Genomic DNA, 13,271 nt, shown 5'->3' on the forward strand with positions numbered 1-13,271 from the left:
CCTCCTTTCGCGAAGAACCACACGGCTGAAGCCGCTCGCACAGACCGCAGCAGGTAAGCTCTCCCCTCCATCGTGAAACGGCGCAGGGGAGCGACAGATGACACGCATCGTCGTCGTCGGCAGCATCAACATGGATCTGGTCACCCAGGCGCCGCGCTTCGTCGGCCCCGGCGAGACCATCCTGGGCGAACGCTTCCTCACCGTGCCCGGCGGCAAGGGCGCCAACCAGGCCGTGGCCGCCGCGCGACTGGGCGCCGAGGTGGCCCTGGTCGGTGCCCTCGGTGACGACGCCTTCGGGCAACAGCTGCGTGCGGGCCTTGCCGCCGAAGGCGTCAACCTGGAGCACGTCGCGCGGCTTGCCGAAAGCGCCAGCGGCACCGCCTCGATCACCGTCGCCGGCGGCGAGAACCAGATCATCGTGGTACCGGGCGCCAACGCCCGCGTCACCCCCGCGCACGTCGAAGCCGCCCGATCCCTCATCGAGCCCGCCGACGCCGTGCTGGTGCAGATGGAGATCCCGCTGGACACCGTCGAAGCCACCGTGCGCCTGGGCCACCGCCTCGGCGTGCCGGTGACCCTCAACCCCGCGCCCGCGCAGAAGCTGCCGAACGACTGGCTCCGGCTCGCCTGCTACGTCACCCCAAACCAGCACGAGCTGGCGATTCTGCTCGGCGCCGACCCCGCGGAAGACTTCCAGACCCTGATGCAACGCACGCCCTGTCCCGTCGTGCTCACACGCGGTAGCGAAGGCGCCTGGTACCGCGAACACGGCGAACCACTGCACCAGCCCGGCTTCAGGGTTGACGTGGTCGACAGCACCGGCGCCGGAGACACTTTCAACGCGGCGCTGGCGGCGTTCCTGCACGAAGGCCTGCCGCTGGCGGTGCGCAAGGCCTGTGCCGCGGCGGCGCTGTCGGTGACGAAGCTCGGCGCGCAGGGCGGCATGCCGGACCTGCGTGAACTGGATGCTTTTCTCGCGCAGCAGCGCTGACTGATTACTTGCCAATGCAGAACGAGCCGAAGATCGCGCCGAGCAGATCATCACTGCTGTAGCTGCCGGTGATCTCGCCGAGCGCGTGCTGGGCGGCACGCAGTTCCTCGGCGGCGAGTTCGCCGGCGCGAGTGGTGGCAAGGATGGCGGTGGTGTGGTCGAGATGCATGCCGACTTGCTGCAGGGCGAGCACGTGGCGGCGTCTTGCGCTGAAGGCGCCTTCGCCGCTGCCGGCGCCGGCGAGTTGCTTGAGGTGGTCGCGCAGGGCGTCGAGGCCGACACCCGTCTTGGCCGAGGCCCACAGCCAGGTGACGCCATTGCGCGATTCACCGTGCGGAGCGAGTTGGTCGCGGTCGATCTTGTTGACCAGCACGATGCGTTCGATGCCGGACGGCAGTGGCGCGAAGAAGGCGAGGTCGGCGTTGGCGTGTTCGGCGTCGGTGACCAGCAGGGCCACGTCGGCGCGTTGCAGCTCGCCGTGGGCGCGGCGCACGCCTTCGCGTTCGACTTCGTCGTCGGTGTCGCGCAGGCCGGCGGTGTCGGCCAGTTCCAGCGCGATGCCGTCGAGGCTCAGGGCTTCGCGCAGCACGTCGCGGGTGGTGCCGGCGATCGGCGTGACGATGGCGCGGTCGGCGCCGGCCAGCGCGTTGAGCAGGCTGGACTTGCCAGCATTGGGGCGGCCGACGATGGCGACCTTGAGGCCGTCATTCAGGCGCACGCCGCGTTGTGCTTCGCGCAGCAGTTCGGCCAGCTCGGTACGCAGGTTCTCCAGTTGCGCGGTGATCGCGGGATCGGCGAGGAAGTCGATTTCCTCCTCGGGAAAGTCGATCGCCGCCTCGATGTGCACGCGCAGGGCGATCAGCGCTTGCAGCAGCGCGCCGACCTTGCGCGAGAACACGCCTTCCATCGACTGCAGCGCCGCCCGCGCGCCGGCTTGCGAGCGGGCGGCGATCAGGTCGGCGATGGCTTCGGCCTGGGCCAGGTCGAGCTTTCCGTTCAAGAAGGCGCGCTCGGTGAATTCGCCGGGGCGCGCCAGCCGCGCGCCAAGTTCGCAGACACGGCGCAGCAGCGCGTCAAGCAGCACCGCGCTGCCGTGGCCTTGCAGCTCCAGCACGTGTTCGCCGGTATACGAGGCCGGGGCGGGGAAGTGCAGCAGCAGGCCGCGATCGATCAGCTCGCCGGCAGCGTCGCGGAACGCGGCGAAGTGGGCGTGGCGCGGTTGCGGCACGCGGCCGAGCAGGGCCTGCGCGATCGCCGGTACCGCCGGCCCGGACACGCGCAGCACGCCCACGCCGGCCGCACCGGGGGCGCTGGCGATGGCGGCGATGGTGTCGGCGGCATGCTCGGTCATGGTTGGGTGACTCTAAACGAAAGCCGCCGCGACGGTTGCCCGGTCGCGGCGGCAGGGGACGCGCAACTCGACACTCAGGCCGGCTTGACCGCATCCTCGCGATCGATGTGGTGGGTGATCCACCACTGCTGGCCGAGGCCGACGATGCCGTTGACCGCGTAGTACAGGCACAGGCCGGCGGGGAAGAAGGCGAACATCACGGTGAACAGCAGCGGCATCACCTTCATCATCTTCGCCTGGGTCGGGTCCATGCCCGCGGCGACCGGGTTCAGCCATTGCGTGCCCAGCATCACCAGCGCGTAGATGATCGGCAGGATGTAGAACGGATCGGGTGCGCTCAGGTCGGGGATCCACAGGAACGGCGCGTGGCGCAGCTCCAGGCTGTACTCGAGCACGAAGAACAGGCCATAGAAGACGGGCAAGGTGATCAGCACCGGCAGGCAGCCGCCCATCGGGTTGACCTTCTCCTTCTTGTACAACTCCATCATCGCGACCTGCATCTTCTGCTTGTCGTCGCCGTAGCGCTCCTTGAGCGCCTGCACGCGCGGCTGCAGCTTGCGCATGCGGGCGCTGGAGCGGTACTGCATGGCGGTGAGCTTCCAGCTCAGGCCCTTGATCAGCAGCACCAGCAGGATGATCGCCACGCCCCAGTTCTTGGTGACGGCGTGGAACTGCGACAGCACCCAGTGCATCGGCACGGCGATGATCTTGAACATGCCGTAGTCGATGGTCAGATCCAGCCCCGGCGCGATGGCGTCCATCGTGCCCTGCTTGTTCGGGCCCACGTACAGGCGTGACTGGCTGGTCAGGCTCTGTCCCGGCGCCACGCTGAGCGCGGGGCCGACGGTGCGGATCAGGTAGCGCGGATGCGCGCTGTCCGGGTTGATCGTCTGGGTGACGTACTGCTCGGTCTGGTCGGCCGGCGGAATCCACGCGGTGACGAAGTACAGCTTCAGCATCGCCGCCCAGCCGCCCTTGATCGGGGTGTTGAGCTGGTCCTTCGGTTCGGCGAAGTTCTTGAACGGCAGCTTCTCGAACTTCTCGCCGGTGTACCAGGCGGCGCCCTGGAAGCTGCGCGTCTCCGGGTTGGTGTAGTTCGCCAGCCAGTTGCCGGCCTTCGGCGGCTCGACCCGCAGCAGTTGCTGGTAGGCGTTGCCCTGCCACGGTGCGGCGCTGTCATTGTCGATGCGCTGACTGACGCCGATGACGTAGCTGCCGCGCTTGAAGCTGTAGGTCTTGGTGACCTTGAGGCCGGCGGCGTCCTGCCAGGTGAGGTCGACCTTCAGTTCGTCCTGGCCATCGGCCAGCGCGTAGGTGGTCTTCTCGCTGTGGAACAGCGCCAGGTGGTTCGGCTGGTCTGCCGGCGCGCTGTCGCTGCTGCTGACCAGGCCGTTCTGCGCCACCGAGTAGCGCTCGGGATCGCTGGTCAGCAGCACCGTCGGCGGCGGGTTCGGCGCCTTGTGCGTGCGCGGCGCCTGCGGGTAGGCCAGCAGGTCGGCGTGCACCAGGCTGCCGCCGCGGGTGTCCACGCTCAACTTCAGCACGTCGGTGGTGATGGTGATCAGCTGCGCCGGGGCGGCAGCTGCCGTGTCGCCGGCGATCGTCGGCGCGGGCTTGGCGCCTGGCGTGGAGGCGAGCGGGATCGCGCCGGGTACGCTGGCGTCCGCCGCTGGCGTGGCTGCACTGGCACTGGTGGCGGCGGTGGCCGCCGGCGGCGGTGGTGCGTAATCCTTCTCCCAGGCCAGGAACAGGAAGTAGGCCACGGCAAACAGGGCGAACAGGAGGAAGGTGCGCGTTTGATTCATCGCGTAGCAGATCCGGGTAACGCCACGACACGTGTCAACGCCGCGGAGACAGAAGGGAGAAGGTCAACGCCCGATTGTGGTGGTGTCGCCGGCGGGCTTCAATGGCCCGGACGTCGTGGCATGGCTGGCCAGCAACTTCTTCCACAGGCCGTCGAGCTCGATCAGCAGTTGTGGCCCGGGTACGCCGGCGGCCTGTTCGCGCGCCATCACCATCATGTCGACCGCCGGCAGCTGGTGGCGCACGCGCCGGAACGACTCGCGCAGCAACCGCTTGATCCGGTTGCGCTCGACCGCCCGCTTGGAGACGCGCTTGGAAATCGCCAGGCCGAGCCGGGCATGGCCAAGCTCGTTGTCGCGGTAGCGCATATGAAAACAGCGGCCGCCTGCGCGTCCGCTGCTGGTCCGCAAGGCGGCGAAGTCACCCGGCCGACGTAGCCGCGCTTCGCGCGGCAGTCCGGCGCTGGACATGACGCTCGTGCCGATTACGGGATCAGGCGCTTGCGGCCCTTGGCGCGACGGGCGTTGAGGACTTTGCGGCCGTCGGCGGTGGCCATACGGGCACGGAAACCGTGCGTGCGAGCGCGCTTGAGCTTGCTGGGCTGGAAGGTCCGCTTCATGGCTTACTCCGAAGGGAATGTGGATAAAAAGGTTGGAAAGTATGTGGGGTAGCCGCTGCTGCTGTCAAATGGCGGGGAAGGCCATCTGCGCGCGCCCTGTGGATACCCGTGTGGATATGTGGCGGTCGGAGGCGCGGGGGAGGCTGCTAGACTAACCCATCACCCCGCGCGCAAGCGCTCCCAAGCCGTGGTTGATTTTATTCATGAGTGATCTGTGGCGGCGCTGCCTTGAGCGCCTCGAAGGCGAGCTGAGCGCCGAAGACCTGCATACCTGGCTGATGCCGCTGCAGTCGCGCGAAGATGCCAACGGCCTGCAGCTGTTCGCACCGAACTCCTACACCCTGGACACTGTGCGCGGGCGCTACCTGGAACAGATCGAAGCCGTGCTGCTGCAGCTTGGCGGCAAGCCCTGCCCGGTACGACTGGAGGTCGGCTCCAGCGCGGCCCGGCCAGCACCGCCCGCCAGGACGACGGTGGCACCCCGGGCCGCACCGGCGCCCGCCTTCAGCCACAACCTGGACCCGCACTACACCTTCGAGACCTTCGTCGAGGGCAAGTCGAACCAGCTCGGCAAGGCCGCCGCGATGCAGGTGGCGACCAACCCCGGCCGCGCCTACAACCCGCTGCTGCTATACGGCGGCACCGGCCTGGGCAAGACCCACCTGATGCACGCCGCCGGCAACCTGATGCGCGAGCGCAACCCGGACTGCAAGGTGCTGTACCTGCGTTCGGAGCAGTTCGTCGGCTCGATGATCGAGGCGCTGCGCGCCAAGAGCATGGACCAGTTCAAACAGCGCTTCCGCTCGGTCGATGCGCTCTTGATCGACGACATCCAGTTCTTCGCCGGCAAGGACACCACGCAGGAGGAGTTCTTCCACACCTTCAACGCGCTGTTCGAATCCAAACAGCAGATCATCCTTACCTGCGACCGCTACCCGAAGGAAGTGGACAAGCTGGAGCCGCGGCTGAAGTCGCGTCTGGGCTGGGGCCTCAGCGTGGCGATCGAGCCGCCGGACTTCGAGACGCGCGCGGCGATTCTGCTGTCCAAGGCGCACGACAAGGGCGTGGCGGTGGACGAGCACGTGGCGATGCTGCTGGCCAAGCGCATCCGCTCCAACGTGCGCGACCTCGAGGGCGCGCTGAACACGCTGGCGGCGCGGGCGAACTTCTACGGCAAGCCGATCACCACCGAGTTTGCCGAGGAAACCCTGCGCGACCTGCTGGCCACGCACGCGCAGGCGGTCACCATCGCCAACATCCAGAAAATCACCGCCGAATACTTCAACGTGCGCCTGCAGGATCTGCTGTCCAAGCGGCGCGTGCGTTCGCTGGCGCGGCCGCGGCAGATCGCGATGACCCTGTCCAAGGAACTCACCGAGCACAGCCTGCCGGAGATCGGCGAGGCGTTCGGCGGGCGCGATCACACCACGGTGATGCACGCCTGCAAGACGATCCGCAAGTTCATCGAGACCGACGCGCGCATGCGCCAGGACTGGGAGCAACTGATCCGCACGCTCACCGGTTGAGCCGTGATCGGCAAAGATTATGGATAAGCGGTGGCCCAAGCTGTGGATAATGGGTGGAAGGTTTCGCCCCTGAAGTTATCCCCAAACCGTCCACCGGCAGGCAGCCCGTTCAAGCACAACCAAGAAACATCATAAAACGTTGATTTTGAACAAGAAAACGGGGTAGAAAAGTTACCCACCGGTACAACAACAACCACTAAACTTCTTTTAAAGACAGAACAGCAGGTAGAGGGGAAGCACAGCCATGCAATTCAGCATCCAACGAGAAGCTCTGCTCAAACCGCTGCAGCAGGTGGTGGGTGTGGTTGAACGCCGCCAGACACTGCCCGTGCTGGCCAACCTGCTGGTCAAGGTCGGCGACGGGAAGCTGTCGCTGACCGGAACCGACCTCGAGGTGGAGATGGTGGCCACCGCCGAGGCGGAGAAACTGGCCGATGGCGAGATCACCATTCCCGCCCGCAAGCTGTTCGACATCGTGCGGGCGCTGCCTGACGGCGCGCGGATCGAGCTCAAGCTCAACGGCGACCGCGTGGCGCTGAACGCCGGGCGCAGCCGTTTCACGCTGACCACCCTGCCAGCCAGCGAATTTCCCACCGTCGACGAAATCGAGCTGGTGGAAAAAGTCAGCCTGCCGGAAGAGGCCTTGCGCGACCTGATGGAACGCACCGCGTTCGCGATGGCCAACCAGGACGTGCGCTACTACTTGAACGGCATGCTGCTGGACTTGCAGGAGCACACCCTGCGTTGCGTGGCCACCGACGGGCATCGCCTGGCCATGAAGGAAACCGGCTTGCAGAGCTCGGTCAGCACGCGCCGGCAGATCATCATTCCGCGCAAGGGCGTCAACGAGCTGATTGGCCTGCTGGAAACCGGCGATGGCCAGGTCGAGCTGGAGTTTGGCCGCAATCACCTGCGCGTGCGCCGCGGCGACGTGGTGTTCACCTCCAAGCTGATCGACGGCCGCTTCCCGGACTACGAAGCGGTGATTCCGCTGGGCGCGGACAAGACTGCCACGCTGGACCGCGAAGTGCTACGCGGCGCGCTGCAGCGCGCGGCGATCCTGTCGAACGAGAAGTACCGCGGCGTGCGGCTGGAACTGTCGCCGGGCAAGTTGCGCATCGTGGCGCACAACCCGGAGCAGGAGGAGGCGGTCGAGGAGGTCGAGGCTGACACCCATGTGTCCGACCTGGCGGTCGGCTTCAACGTGGGCTATCTGCTCGATGCGCTGGCGGCGCTGCGCGGCGACAAGGCACGCTTGAGCCTGCGCGATGCGCAGTCCAGCTGCCTGGTGCAGGAACACGACAACGAGCACGCCCGCCACGTGATCATGCCGCTGCGGCTCTGACAGGCAACGCATGGCCCTCGCTGCGCGCGACAGGCACAGGCAACGCCGGGGTTCCCGCCAGGGGCTCCGGCGTTGCTGTTTAGGGGTGTTTTCCGGATGAGGCTGGAACAACTCCGCGTGCGCGGACTGCGCTGCCTCACCGACGTCAGCGTGGCGCTGGACCCGGCGATCAACGTTTTCGTGGGGGCGAACGGCGCCGGCAAGACCAGCATGCTGGAAGCGGCCTTCCTGTTGTCGCATGCCCGTTCCTTTCGCAGCGGTGCCAAGGAAGCGCTGTTGCAGCGGGGTGCCGCGCAGCTGTCGGTTTTCGCCGAGTTGTGCCTCGCCGATCAACGGATCGCCCGGCTTGGCCTGGGCCGGGACGGGACTCGCTGGGAGGCGAAGCTGGACACCGTGAATGTGGCGCTCGGGCAACTGGTGGGCGAATGCGCGGTGGTCTGTTTCGAGCCGGGGTCGCATGCGTTGATCGCGGGTGCCGCCGAGGAGCGCCGTCGCTATCTGGACTGGGGTGTGTTCCACGTGGAACACGAATTCCTGGCCGGTTGGCGCCGCTACCAGCGGGCGTTGAAACAGCGCAACAGCCTGTTGCGTGCCGCCACGACGCCCACGGATGCGCTGCTCGCGCCATGGGAGGCAGAACTGGCGCAATCCGCCCATCAGATCGACCTGCAGCGGCGCGCCTACCTGGACCGATTGCGCCCGAAGTTGTTGGGCAGCGTCGCCCGTTTGCTGCCTGAACTGGGCGCCCTCGACCTGCGTTATCGCCGCGGTTGGTCGGATGAGCTGGACCTGGCCCAGCAATTGCGCGACCACCGGGGCAGGGATCTGGCCCGCGGGCATACCACGCTGGGGGCGCATCGGGCGGACTGGTCGATCACGTTCGAGCAGGCGCCGCTGCGCGAGCATCTGTCCCGTGGCCAGGAAAAGCTCACCGCGTTGGCCTGCATGCTGGCGCAGGCCGAGTTGTACGCCGAACACCGGGGGGAGTGGCCGATCGTCTGCCTGGACGACCTCGCCTCGGAGCTGGATCAGGCCCATCAGGCGGCGGTGGTGTCGCTGCTGGCGGCGGCCCACGCCCAGATCCTGCTGACCGGCACCGAATTGCCAGTCGCGCTGCAGGGTCTGCCGGCGCGCGTGTTCCACGTGGAACAAGGCGAGCTGGCGCGCCTGCTATAATCGAAGGGTTGCATCTCCCCGAGATCGCATAACCCTGTCCGGCCTTTCACGGCGCCGTGTCGGGCGGGTCGCTGGCGCCAGGAAACGGTCAACGCATGAACGAATCCATCAACGAATCGCACTACGACTCAAGCAACATCAAGGTCCTGAAGGGCCTGGAAGCGGTGCGCAAGCGCCCGGGCATGTACATCGGCGATACCGATGACGGCACCGGCCTGCACCACATGGTGTTCGAGGTCGTCGACAATGCGATCGACGAGGCGCTGGCCGGTTATTGCGACAGGGTCGTGGTCACCATCCTCGACGACGGCTCGGTCAGCGTCAGCGACAATGGCCGCGGCATTCCGGTCGACATCCATCCGGAAGAGGGCCGTTCCACCGCCGAGGTGGTGATGACGGTGCTGCACGCCGGCGGCAAGTTCGACGCGAATTCGTACAAGGTCTCCGGCGGCCTGCACGGCGTGGGCGTGTCGGTGGTGAATGCCTTGAGCGAGCACCTGTGGCTGACCATCCGCCGCGACGGCCATGAATACCTGCAGGAATACGCACACGGCGAGCCGCTGTATCCGTTGAAGGAAGTCGGCCCGTCGGACAAGCGCGGCACCCTGGTGCGCTTCCTGCCCAGCCCGGCCACGTTCACCCACAACATCGACTTCCACTACGAGATCCTGGCCAAGCGCCTGCGCGAGCTGGCCTTCCTCAATTCCGGCGTCACCATCGAGCTGAAGGACGAGCGCGGCGAGGGGCGGCAGGACACGTTTGCCTACGAAGGCGGCATCCGCTCGTTTGTGCAGCACCTGGCCGTGCTGAAAACCGCACTGCACCCGAACGTGATCAGCCTGGTTGCGGAGCAGGACGGCATCACGGTGGAAGTGGCGATGCAGTGGACCGACTCCTACCAGGAGACGATGTTCTGCTTTACCAACAACATTCCGCAGCGCGACGGCGGTACCCACCTCACCGGTTTCCGTGCCGCGCTGACCCGCTCGCTGCAGAACTACATCGAGAAGGAAGGGCTGGCCAAGAACGCCAAGGTCGCCCTGTCCGGCGACGACATGCGTGAAGGCATGATCGCGGTCCTGTCGGTGAAGGTGCCCGACCCGAAGTTTTCCTCGCAGACCAAGGACAAGCTGGTGTCCTCCGAGGTGAAGACCGCGGTGGAGCAGGCGGTCAACGAGAAGCTGGGCGAGTTCCTGCTGGAACACCCGAGCGAAGCCAGGGCGATCGCCTCCAAGGTGGTCGACGCCGCGCGCGCCCGTGAAGCTGCCCGCAAGGCGCGCGAGATGACCCGGCGCAAGGGTGCGCTGGACATCGCCGGGCTGCCCGGCAAGCTGGCCGACTGCCAGGAGAAGGACCCGGCGCTGTGCGAGCTGTTCCTGGTCGAGGGCGATTCCGCCGGCGGTTCGGCCAAGCAGGGCCGCAACCGCAAGACCCAGGCCGTGCTGCCACTGAAGGGCAAGATCCTCAACGTGGAGAAGGCACGCTTCGACCGCATGCTGGCCTCAGCCGAGGTCGGCACGCTGATCACCGCGCTGGGCACCGGCATCGGCAAGGAGGAGTACAACCCGGACAAGCTGCGCTACCACCGCATCATCCTGATGACCGATGCGGACGTCGACGGCTCGCATATCCGCACCCTGCTGCTGACCTTCTTCTACCGGCAGATGCCGGAGCTGATCGAGCGCGGCCACATCTACATCGGCCTGCCGCCGCTGTACAAGGTGAAGCAGGGCAAGCAGGAGCTGTACATCAAGGACGACACCGCGCTGAACGACTACCTGATCTCCAGCGCGGTCGACAACGCCGCACTCACCTACAACCCGGACGCGCCGCCGATCACCGGCGAGGCACTGGAGAAGCTGCTGCGCGGTTACCAGCATGCGCTGGACCAGATCGCCAAGCTGGCCCACCGCTTCGATGCCACCGTGCTGAACGCCCTGCTCGAACACCCGCCGATGGCGCCGGCGCTGTGGTCCGACCCGGTCGCGATGCAGGCCTGGCTGGACGGTGCCACCCGGCGCCTGGCCGCCAGCGGCCTGGGCAAGCCGCATTACCGCATGTCGCTGCGCCCGGCCCATGGCGAGCAGCCGGCGGCGATCGAGGTGGTGAAGGAACAGCACGGGCTCAGCCATACCTGGCTGTTGCCGCAGCCGTTCTTCGGCAGCGCCGAGTTCCGTCCGCTGCTGGCGATCAGCCAGCAGATCGCCGGCATGATCCAGCCCGACGCCGTGGTGCGTCGCGGCAACGCCTCGCGCGGCGTGCTCAGCTTCCTCGATGCGCGCAACTGGCTGCTGGACGAGGCGAAGAAGGGCCGCAGCATCCAGCGCTTCAAGGGCCTCGGTGAAATGAATCCGGAGCAGCTGTGGGACACCACGGTGAATCCGGAGACCCGGCGCATGCTGCAGGTCGGCATCGAGGACGCGATTGCCGCGGACCAGATGTTCTCGATGCTGATGGGCGAGGCGGTCGAGCCGCGCCGCGACTTCATCGAGGCGAACGCGCTGAAGGTCGCCAACCTGGACATCTGATCCGCTCTCGCCGATCCGAAGCCCCGCCCCGCCGCTGGCGTGGGGCCGGCGAACTCAGCGGGACCCGAGGAACGGGTGCCCGCGTGGTGGCCGGTGCAAGGCAAATAATTGCCCCTTGGTCAGGGAAGGTTGTCCAAGTAATTGATTTTTAACAACCTTTGATGCGGCGCTGCAACTTGTTATCCCGTGCCGGGTCAGGTTACGCTTTGCAATCCCCCGCGTCGTTACGACACGCCCTGACATTATGAGGATCACCATGAAGCATGCCCGAGGGTTAACCATGCTGGCCGGCATTGCGCTGTTGCTGGGCGTGGCCAGCAGCCCGGCGCTGGCGCGCAAGAGCGACGACGCCAAACCCAAGAAGGAAGTGCTCTACCCGAACGCGACCCGCGCCGAGCCGAAGCTCGACCTGACCAGCGAGAAGGACCAGAAGAACCTCAACGAAGGCCTGGACGCGGTCAATGCCGGCGACAAGGCCAAGGCCGAGCCGCTGCTGCAGTCGATCATCGACGGCAGCAAGAGCAAGTATGCCCAGGCGCTGGCCCTGCAGGGCCTGGCCAGCCTCCACTACAACGACGGCGACACCAAGGGCGCGATCAGCTCGCTGCAGCGCTCGCTAGCGCTCGGCGTGATGCCGAATGACACCTACTTCCAGCTGATGTACATGCTGGCGCAGTTCCAGCTGGCCGACGAGCAGTACCAGCCCGCGCTGGACACGATCGCCAAGTGGCGCGCCGAGGGCAAGAAGGAAACCGCCGATTCGTACGCGCTCGAAGGCAATGCCGACTACCGGTTGAGCAAGTACCCGGAAGCGATCGCCGCCATCAACAAGGCCAAGTCGCTGACCGACAAGCCGCAGCCGACCTGGGACCAGATCCTGATGGCCAGCTATGCCGAATCCGGCCAGGACGACAAGGCGGCCGCCCTGGCCACCAGTCAGCTCAATTCCAATCCGGGCGACCCGAACGCACTCAACAACGCGGTCGCGGTGCTGATGCAGGCGCACAAGTACCCGGAAGCCATCCAGATGATGGAGAAGGCCCGCGCCGACGGCAAGCTCAGCAAGGACACGCAGTACGTGAACCTGGCCAAGCTGTACCTGATCACCGGCCAGGACAGTTCCGACCCGGCGCCGAACGCGACCAAGGCCCAGCAGGTGCTTGAGGAAGGCATGAGCAAGGGCGTGGTCAAGCCCGACGCGGAAACCTACGTGCTGCTGGGCCAGTCCGCCGAGATCGCGAACAACATCGACAAGGCGATCGGCTACTACAACAAGGCCCAGCCGATCGCCACCGATGGCGAGCCCGCACTGCGCGCCGGACGCCTGCTGCTGAGCGAGAACAAGTACAGCCAGGCCAAGGGCCTGGTCCAGCAGGCCCTCGACAAGGGTGTGAAGCACAAGGGTACGGCGTACATGCTGCTGGCCGAGTCCGAGCGTGGCTTGAAGAACAAGCCTGCGGCGATCGCCGCGATGAAGAAGGCCGCACAGGATCCGGAGACGGCGGCAAAGGCAAAGGACTGGCTGAAAAAGACCGGTGCTGACTGACCGGCCGAAGCACCTGGCAAGCCGCGGGGTGGATGGACGTCCATAGTCTGCCCCGCAGCGCTATACAAATGTCATGTGCTGTTGTACCGTTGAAACCTTTCCCTGCGTCTCCCCAGCGGCAAGTTCCCTCCGGGTCCGTCCAGGCATTCAGACGGTTCCGGGTCAAGCCCTGCGGCAACGTTCTCTTCTGATCGATCAGCTCCAGACTAGTGACAGATGGCCTCAAGTAACGAAGAAATCGGGCGCGAGCCGTTTAGTTGGAAACGCACCTGGGCATTGGCAGTTGCCATCGGGCTGCATGCGTTTGCCTTCCTGTTGATCGTGGCGCCGATGGCGCCGCCGAATCAGAACCACAAGGAAAAGGAACGCATCGTCCAGGTGAACTT

At 66.3% G+C, this 13,271-nt stretch carries 10 protein-coding genes; 6 read left to right on the forward strand and 4 right to left on the reverse strand.

Features of this window, described 5'->3' with window-relative positions:
- The first annotated feature begins 97 nt into the window (after nucleotides 1-97).
- Nucleotides 98-991: a ribokinase gene (gene rbsK / locus IMW82_RS10890; protein ID WP_211004438.1), complete on the forward strand. Its 894-nt coding sequence runs from the start codon at nucleotides 98-100 to the stop codon at nucleotides 989-991.
- A gap of 4 nt (nucleotides 992-995) precedes the next feature.
- Here the strand turns inward: rbsK and mnmE are convergent, their stop codons facing one another.
- The 4 genes from mnmE to rpmH all read right to left on the reverse strand — a co-directional run bounded on the left by mnmE (nucleotide 996) and on the right by rpmH (nucleotide 4,764).
- Nucleotides 996-2,342 (reverse strand): tRNA uridine-5-carboxymethylaminomethyl(34) synthesis GTPase MnmE, encoded by a 1,347-nt coding sequence (mnmE, locus tag IMW82_RS10895; protein WP_211004439.1) that lies wholly within the window; start codon nucleotides 2,340-2,342, stop codon nucleotides 996-998.
- Between the two features lie 74 nt (nucleotides 2,343-2,416).
- The gene (gene yidC, locus IMW82_RS10900; RefSeq protein WP_211004440.1) at nucleotides 2,417-4,147 is read right to left on the reverse strand and encodes a membrane protein insertase YidC; all 1,731 of its coding nucleotides are present in this window, start codon (nucleotides 4,145-4,147) and stop codon (nucleotides 2,417-2,419) included.
- Nucleotides 4,148-4,210: 63 nt separating this feature from the next.
- Nucleotides 4,211-4,615: a ribonuclease P protein component gene (gene rnpA / locus IMW82_RS10905; protein WP_211004441.1), complete on the reverse strand. Its 405-nt coding sequence runs from the start codon at nucleotides 4,613-4,615 to the stop codon at nucleotides 4,211-4,213.
- A gap of 14 nt (nucleotides 4,616-4,629) precedes the next feature.
- Entirely contained in the window at nucleotides 4,630-4,764 is a 135-nt protein-coding gene (gene rpmH / locus IMW82_RS10910) for a 50S ribosomal protein L34 (protein WP_007510029.1), read from the reverse strand.
- A 203-nt stretch (nucleotides 4,765-4,967) separates the two neighbouring features.
- Here rpmH and dnaA point away from each other — a divergent pair, with 203 nt between their 5' ends.
- From dnaA to IMW82_RS10935, 5 genes are all read left to right on the forward strand, one after another.
- On the forward strand, nucleotides 4,968-6,290 hold the full coding sequence (dnaA, locus tag IMW82_RS10915) for a chromosomal replication initiator protein DnaA (protein ID WP_211004442.1): 1,323 nt from the start codon (nucleotides 4,968-4,970) through the stop codon (nucleotides 6,288-6,290).
- 244 nt (nucleotides 6,291-6,534) lie between these two features.
- On the forward strand, nucleotides 6,535-7,635 hold the full coding sequence (dnaN, locus tag IMW82_RS10920; RefSeq protein ID WP_108471242.1) for a DNA polymerase III subunit beta: 1,101 nt from the start codon (nucleotides 6,535-6,537) through the stop codon (nucleotides 7,633-7,635).
- Between the two features lie 96 nt (nucleotides 7,636-7,731).
- Nucleotides 7,732-8,811, forward strand: coding sequence for a DNA replication/repair protein RecF (recF, locus tag IMW82_RS10925; RefSeq protein ID WP_211004443.1), 1,080 nt, complete (start codon nucleotides 7,732-7,734; stop codon nucleotides 8,809-8,811).
- Between the two features lie 95 nt (nucleotides 8,812-8,906).
- The gene (gyrB, locus tag IMW82_RS10930) at nucleotides 8,907-11,339 is read left to right on the forward strand and encodes a DNA topoisomerase (ATP-hydrolyzing) subunit B (protein ID WP_211004444.1); all 2,433 of its coding nucleotides are present in this window, start codon (nucleotides 8,907-8,909) and stop codon (nucleotides 11,337-11,339) included.
- A 280-nt stretch (nucleotides 11,340-11,619) separates the two neighbouring features.
- Nucleotides 11,620-12,885 (forward strand): tetratricopeptide repeat protein, encoded by a 1,266-nt coding sequence (locus IMW82_RS10935; protein WP_211004451.1) that lies wholly within the window; start codon nucleotides 11,620-11,622, stop codon nucleotides 12,883-12,885.
- The last annotated feature ends 386 nt before the right edge of the window (nucleotides 12,886-13,271 follow it).

This window comes from Rhodanobacter sp. B2A1Ga4 (genome assembly GCF_018101315.1).
GTDB classification, from domain to species: Bacteria; Pseudomonadota; Gammaproteobacteria; order Xanthomonadales; family Rhodanobacteraceae; genus Rhodanobacter; species Rhodanobacter thiooxydans_A.

Excerpts from the sequence above, each read along its gene's own strand:
- rpmH (WP_007510029.1), bottom strand. The coding sequence starts at position 4,764 with ATGAAGCGGACCTTCCAGCCCAGCAAGCTCAAGCGCGCTCGCACGCAC.
- mnmE (WP_211004439.1), bottom strand. The coding sequence starts at position 2,342 with ATGACCGAGCATGCCGCCGACACCATCGCCGCCATCGCCAGCGCCCCC.
- rnpA (WP_211004441.1), bottom strand. The coding sequence starts at position 4,615 with ATGTCCAGCGCCGGACTGCCGCGCGAAGCGCGGCTACGTCGGCCGGGT.
- dnaN (WP_108471242.1), top strand. The coding sequence starts at position 6,535 with ATGCAATTCAGCATCCAACGAGAAGCTCTGCTCAAACCGCTGCAGCAG.
- dnaA (WP_211004442.1), top strand. The coding sequence starts at position 4,968 with ATGAGTGATCTGTGGCGGCGCTGCCTTGAGCGCCTCGAAGGCGAGCTG.
- yidC (WP_211004440.1), bottom strand. The coding sequence starts at position 4,147 with ATGAATCAAACGCGCACCTTCCTCCTGTTCGCCCTGTTTGCCGTGGCC.
- recF (WP_211004443.1), top strand. The coding sequence starts at position 7,732 with ATGAGGCTGGAACAACTCCGCGTGCGCGGACTGCGCTGCCTCACCGAC.
- gyrB (WP_211004444.1), top strand. The coding sequence starts at position 8,907 with ATGAACGAATCCATCAACGAATCGCACTACGACTCAAGCAACATCAAG.
- rbsK (WP_211004438.1), top strand. The coding sequence starts at position 98 with ATGACACGCATCGTCGTCGTCGGCAGCATCAACATGGATCTGGTCACC.
- IMW82_RS10935 (WP_211004451.1), top strand. The coding sequence starts at position 11,620 with ATGCTGGCCGGCATTGCGCTGTTGCTGGGCGTGGCCAGCAGCCCGGCG.